Here is a 4,706-nt window from a genome sequence, read left to right on the forward strand (position 1 = left end):
GGCCCCGGGACCGATGTCCCGGGGCCCGTGCGGCGTCCGAAGACGCGAGGTGGCCGCGACCGCGATTCCGCGTCGGCTGTCCGGCCCGACGCGTCCGTCAGCAGGAGATCCGCAGGTCCGCCCAGTCCGCGTGGTCGGAGTCGGTACCGTCCCCGCCGTCGGTGACCACCAGACGGACCACCTGCGCGCCGCTCACATCCGCGGAGAGCGGCTGCGCGGGCATCGCATTGGTCAGTACGCCGGTGGACGCCACCTTCGTACCGTCGGCCCAGACCTCGAAGGCGACCGTGCCCTTGGTCCCCTTCTCGTCGTCGACCCCGACCTGGGCCGTCACGGCGCTGCACGCCCCGCCGGTGTAGAACTCGACGGCGCTGTCCGCGTGCACACCGAGTCCCTTGGCGAAGACCGTGCCACCGATGGTGATCGGATTGCCGTCCCCCGCCTGGCTCTCACTGTTGCTGGTGTCCTGTTCGACCGGGCCCCAGCCGTTGGTGGCGGAGAGCCGCGGCAGATCGCTCAGGTAGCTGCCGCCCGCCGGTGGCGCGACCACTACATGGGCCCGGAACGGGACCGTGGACCTCACCCGTGTCCCGGTCGGTGAGCGGTACTGGGCGGTGAACGTCAGGTCGTACATGCCGGGCGCGGTGCCCGCGGGGGCCGTCACCTGCCAGCGGGTGGTCAGGGCCCGGCCGGTCGGCAGGGCCGGTGATCCGGTCGGCGACGTCGCCTTCACCTGCCAGCCCGAGGGGCCGGTGAGAGCCGCGGACACCGCTGTGGCGGCGGTACGGCCGAGATCGGTCACCGTCGTCGTCAGCGTCACGGTGCGACCCGCCTCGACCAACAGGCTTCCCTTCAGTCCGAGTTCCACGGCGGGCGGGTGCGCGGCCCACTTGGTGTCCGCGGCGATGCGCAGCAGTACGGTCCCATGTGCCGGGACGGTCGCCGAGACGCTGCCCGCCGTGTTGTACGTCGTGTGCTCCCACAGGTCACGCATCGTGTACGCGGTGGCCTTCGGCAGCCCCGCGGCCTCGGCCGTCGTCGAGATGCGCTGTGCGCTGCCCGTTTCGTTGAAGAGGGCCACGACGCGGCTGCCGTCCTGCATCTCCTTCGTGACGACCCAGCGGCCGTCGGCGGAGGAGAGCACGGTGCCCTGCTTGCCCAGTGGATCCTGATCGACCGCGATGACCTCGTGGTTGGAGAGGATCTCGAAGGTTTCCGGGCTCGCCTTGCGCAGATCGGAGCCTATGAGCAGCGGCGCCGCCATCACGGACCACATGGAGAAGTGGGTGCGGTACTCCGTGTCCGTCATGCCGCCGTTGCCGACCTCCAGCATGTCCGGGTCGTTCCAGTGCCCGGGGCCCGCGGCGGCCGCGAGGGGAAGATTCTGCTTCATGATCGACAGCATGCTTCCCCAACTGTCGTTGATGTCGCCCGTCGTGCGCCAGAGGTTGCCGAGCTCGCCGGCCCATTCCCAGGGCTTGTTCTGGCCCCATTCGCAGATGCTGTAGACGATGGGGCGTCCGGTCGCCGCGAGCGCGTCCCGCATCGTCGTGTAGCGCTGTTTCGCGTCGACGCCCTGGTTATTGCAGTTGTCGTACTTGAGGTAGTCGATTCCCCAGTCCGCGAACTGCCGCGCATCGCTGTACTCGTGGCCGAGCGCCCCCGGAAGGCCCACGCTGTCGCAGGTCTTGGTGCCGGCGCTGGTGTAGATGCCGATTTTCAGGCCCTTGGAGTGGACGTAGTCGGCGACGGCCTTGATGCCGTTCGGGAAGCGCTGCGGATCGGCCTCCAGCTTTCCGTCCGCATTGCGCTGCGGCTTTGCCCAGCAGTCGTCGAGATTGACGTACTCGTAGCCGGCGTCCTTGAGCCCCTTCTCGACGAAGATGTCGGCGATTCCCTTGACCATCGACTCGTTGAACTCGGCGCGGCAGTGGGTCGAGTTCCAATTGTTGAACCCCATCGGAGGGGTGAGCGCAAGACCGTTACCGGCCCGCGGTGTCGGGGCCGGAGCGGGAGCGGGCGAGTCCGCGACGGCGGGAACGGTGGCCCCCGCGGCGCAGAGCAGTCCGGCCAGCAGCGCTCCGATGAGTCCACGGCGGTCGGTTCGGGTTGTACGGGTTGGAAGATGACGCATCGTTACCTTCCTCCACACTCGTCCATGATCGGATGACGGCATGTGCACGCCAATACGCGCGATTACGTTAGGCCGTGTTGAGATCTGTTGGAAGAGGTGGGACTGCGGCTTCTCTGATATCTCGTCAAAACCCTTGACGATGCCATCACTTGGGGGTGAGATCCAATTGCACGTTCGGTTGTGTTGGGTTGCATCTCCGGAGGAGTTGGGCATGACGCAGTCTGATTACGGCAGGTCTGGTGCGCCGGGCAGTGTCGCAGGACATCGGATGTCCCGGCGAAGTCTGTTACGTGGTGCGGCAGTTGGCGCGGGAGCCGTGACCCTGCCGTCGTTGCTCACCGCCTGTGGCAGCGGCCCCGGTGGCGACGGAAAAACGATCACTATGGGCTCGAATTCGTCCGACCCCATTCCGAAGAAGGCATTCGCCGAAGCTTTCGCGGCGTACGAGGCGCAGTCGGGCGGGCGGAAGGTGAAGGTCAACACTGTCGACCACAACACCTTTCAGGAGAACATCAACCGGTATCTGCAGGGCAAGCCGGACGACGTCTTCATGTGGTTCGCGGGCAACCGCATGCAGTTCTTCGCCAAGAAGGGCCTGCTGCACGACATCAGCGACAACTGGCAGGACTACAAGGGCTTCTCGGCCGCCTTGAAAGCCCAGTCCACCGGAGTGGACGGCAAGCAATACCTCACGCCCTACTACTACTATCCGTGGGCCGTATTCCACCGGAAGAGCCTGTTTGCCGACCGTGGCTATCAGGCTCCGAAAACCCTCGACGAGTACGTGGCTCTCGCCAAGCAGATGCAGAAGGACAAGCTCGAACCCATCGCCTTCTGCGACAAGGACGGCTGGCCCGCCATGGGCACCTTCGACTACATCGACATGCGGACCAACGGCTACGAGTTCCACAAGAGCCTGATGGCGGGGGAAGTCGCCTGGACCGACAAGCGGGTCAGGGAGGTCTTCGACACCTGGCGCCGACTGCTCCCGTACTGCCAGCAGGGCGCCAACGGCCGTACCTGGCAGGAGGCCGCGAACAGCCTCCAGAAGAGGGAGGCCGGCATGGCCGTGTTCGGCCTGCCGCACCCCGGAGCCCAGTTCCCCGAGGGTGAACAGGGCGACATCGACTTCTTCCCCTTCCCCGTCATCAACCCGGAGCACGGACAGGACGCTGTCGAGGCACCCATCGACGGATTCCTGCTGGCGAAGAAGTCGAAGAACCTCAAGAACAAGAAGACCCTGGAGAGCGCCAAGGACCTGCTCAAGTGGCTGGCCACCGGGAAGGCCGAGGACATCTACCTGAAGAGCGACCCGAACAACATCGCGGTCAGCGATCAGGCGGACATCTCCGCGTACTCACCGCTCCAGAAGAAGGCCGTGGACCTGGTCTCCGGGGCGAAGCAGATCTCCCAGTTCCTGGACCGCGACACCCGGCCGGACTTCTCCTCCACGGTCATGATCCCGGCGATCCAGAAGTTCATCAGCAACCCGAACGACGTGGACGGACTGGTCAACGACATCGAACGGCAGAAGAAGACCATCTTCGCCGCCGACTGACCCCGGACGCCCCCGATGCAATCCGACGGAACCTGGAGTACCGACCGTGTCGTTCATCTCGGCTCGGCGCACCGGACGGCGGGTCTCGCGGCGGTTCACCCGCCGCGACCTCGCCGTACTGGGTGTGCTGCTCGGCATACCCGTCCTGCTCGACATCGCCATCGTATGGGGACCGACCCTTGCCTCCGTCGTGCTCTCCTTCACCAGCTGGGACGGCATCGGTGACATCAAATGGGTCGGTACGCAGAACTACGCGAACCTCTTCACCAACTACCCGCAGTTCTGGCCAGCCGCCCGGCACAACCTGCTCTGGCTCGCCTTCCTCGGCCTCGTCGCCGCACCGTTCGGGCTGCTGCTCGCCGTACTCATCGACAGGGGTGTGCGTTTCAGCCGCTTCTATCAGTCGACGCTCTACATGCCCGTCGTGCTGTCGCTCGCCGTGGTCGGCTTCATCGCCCAGCTGGTCTTCTCCCGCGACCAGGGAGCCCTCAACGCGGTCATCGGGGACACGAGTTCGCCGACCGACTGGCTCGGCGATCCGGACCTCAACATCTGGATGGTCCTGCTGGCCGCGGCCTGGCGGCACACGGGCTATGTGATGATCCTGTACCTCGCCGGGCTCAAGGCGGTCGACCCCTCGCTCAAGGAGGCCGCGGCGATCGACGGGGCGGGCGAGGCACAGACCTTCTTCCGCATCGTCTTCCCCACGCTGCGGCCGGTCAACGTCATCGTCGGCGTCATCACCGTCATCGAGTCCCTGCGTGCCTTCGACATCGTGTACGCCGTCAACCACGGCCGCAACGGACTCGAACTGCTCTCGGTGCTCGTCACCGACAACATCATCGGCGAGGCCAGCCGCATCGGCTTCGGCTCCGCCATCGCCGTCGTCCTGCTGGCCGTCTCCCTGGGATTCGTCGTGACGTACCTCGTCCAGGAGCTCCGAGGGGAGAAGAACCGTTGACCGTCCACGCCGCCCCCGGCTCCGCCCGCTCCACCGCACCGCAGGCGCACCCG

At 66.1% G+C, this 4,706-nt stretch carries 3 protein-coding genes; 2 read left to right on the top strand and 1 reads right to left on the bottom strand.

Translation table 11 applies throughout. The annotated features are described in order from the left end of the window. Positions 1 to 97 precede the first annotated feature (97 nt). Positions 98 to 2,134 (bottom strand): NPCBM/NEW2 domain-containing protein, encoded by a 2,037-nt coding sequence (locus tag ACFU8Q_RS39275; protein WP_384464340.1) that lies wholly within the window; start codon positions 2,132 to 2,134, stop codon positions 98 to 100. A 268-nt stretch (positions 2,135 to 2,402) separates the two neighbouring features. On the opposite strand from ACFU8Q_RS39275, the gene ACFU8Q_RS39280 reads away from it, so the two are divergent. Further along, positions 2,403 to 3,692, top strand: a complete 1,290-nt coding sequence (locus ACFU8Q_RS39280; RefSeq protein ID WP_384464343.1) for an ABC transporter substrate-binding protein — start codon at positions 2,403 to 2,405, stop codon at positions 3,690 to 3,692. A 46-nt stretch (positions 3,693 to 3,738) separates the two neighbouring features. Continuing rightward, positions 3,739 to 4,653: a carbohydrate ABC transporter permease gene (locus ACFU8Q_RS39285; RefSeq protein WP_384464346.1), complete on the top strand. Its 915-nt coding sequence runs from the start codon at positions 3,739 to 3,741 to the stop codon at positions 4,651 to 4,653. Positions 4,654 to 4,706 lie beyond the last annotated feature (53 nt).

This window comes from Streptomyces sp. NPDC057543 (assembly GCF_042801895.1).
Classification (GTDB): Bacteria; Actinomycetota; Actinomycetes; order Streptomycetales; family Streptomycetaceae; genus Streptomyces.

Excerpts from the sequence above, each read along its gene's own strand:
- ACFU8Q_RS39275 (WP_384464340.1), bottom strand. The coding sequence starts at position 2,134 with ATGCGTCATCTTCCAACCCGTACAACCCGAACCGACCGCCGTGGACTC.
- ACFU8Q_RS39280 (WP_384464343.1), top strand. The coding sequence starts at position 2,403 with ATGTCCCGGCGAAGTCTGTTACGTGGTGCGGCAGTTGGCGCGGGAGCC.